Source organism: Rathayibacter sp. AY2B3, assembly GCF_002931755.1.
Lineage (GTDB): Bacteria > Actinomycetota > Actinomycetes > Actinomycetales > Microbacteriaceae > Rathayibacter.
Map to the genome: position 1 here is coordinate 1 of NZ_PSUG01000095.1, position 1,385 is coordinate 1,385.

Consider the following 1,385-nt stretch of genomic DNA (forward strand, 5'->3'; position numbering starts at 1 on the left):
CCGACGATGAGCGGCACGAACACCAGCGCGGTCCAGCTCATGACGGTCAGCGTATAGGGCGTGCTGGAGGCGTTCTCGATCGTCAGCCCGTAGGCGGGGTCGGGGGGATCGTCCCACGGCGGGGGAGACCACGACGCCCCCCGGTCCGGGGACCAGGGGGCGTCGTGGCGGACGGGCGTCAGCCGCGGCTGGCCCAGACCGCGCGGCGGCTGTCGTACTCGACGAGGTTGCCGTCGTCCTGCATGACGAGCTTGTACGGGCCGACCGACGCGGCGGGCGGGACGACCGACCATCCGCTCGTCGTCTCGGTGCCCACGGCGATCTGCCCGCTGGTGTCGATGGCGAAGAAGCCGCCGGCGCGGGTGGTCTTCGACGCCCAGATCGGGCCGTTCTTGCCGTAGACGACGAAGTTGCCGTCCGCCTGCATCACCGCCCGGTAGACGCCGTTCGCGGAGCGGAGGAAGCTGCCCGCCTCGAGCGAGTTCGCCGCGTAGAGCGTGGTCGAGGGGAAGGCGGCCTGGCTGGTCCAGATCACGTCGTCGGACGAGTTCACGATGATCAGCGAGCCGGCGTTGTTGATGCCCAGGCGGAGGTCCTTGCCGCGCGTGCCCGAGAACCACTTGACGGAGCCGTCGGAGCCGTAGATGACGGCGTTGCCGTCCTTCTGCATGGTGATGCGGTTGCCGGAGCCGCCGGTGCCGGTGCCCCAGACGGCGCCCTGGGGGCCGTAGCCGACGAAGTTGCCGTCGTTCTGCATGACGGCGCTGAAGCGGCCGTCGGCGGAGGTGAGCTGGTGGACGGGGCGGAGGGTCTGCTCCGTGAACAGCGTGTCGGTCACCGGCTCGGCGATGACGCGGCGGACGCTGCTCGCCCAGGCGGGCGAGCCGTTCTCGCGGTAGACGACGAGGTTGCCGTCGGGCTGCATGATCACGGAGGCGCCCGCCTCGTTGATCGTGTTGGTGCTCCACACGGGGCCGCCCTTGGCGGAGTAGACGACCATGTTGCCGTCGGTCTGCATCACCAGGTGGTCGCCGCGGCCCTGGGTGTTCGTGGCGAACGTGGGGCGGCCCTGCGGGTCGTAGACCACGGCGTTGCCGTCGGTCTGCATCCGGAACGAGTAGCCGTTCGTGCCCGAGACGATCCGCTGGCCGGCGGCCAGCTCCTCACCGCCGACGAGGGCGTTGTAGTAGCTGACGGCCGCGCGGGCGGTCTGCTGGGCGGCCTCGGGCGACTCGCTCGCGGGGGCGAGGCCGGCCGGCGCCTCCTCGGAGGAGGAGAGGGGCTTCTGCGGGTTCTCCGCGGCGAGGGCCGGGGTCGCGCCGAAGAGCAGGGCACCGGTCGCGACGAGCGCGATCAGCCCGGAGGCGAGGGGGCGGGCACCCGGA

1 protein-coding gene is annotated in these 1,385 nt (G+C 71.7%); it reads right to left on the bottom strand.

The window, feature by feature from the left end:
• Positions 1 to 178 precede the first annotated feature (178 nt).
• Positions 179 to 1,385 (bottom strand): hypothetical protein (locus tag C5C24_RS17410; protein ID WP_104305566.1); only part of this gene is annotated, 1,207 nt, incomplete at its 5' end.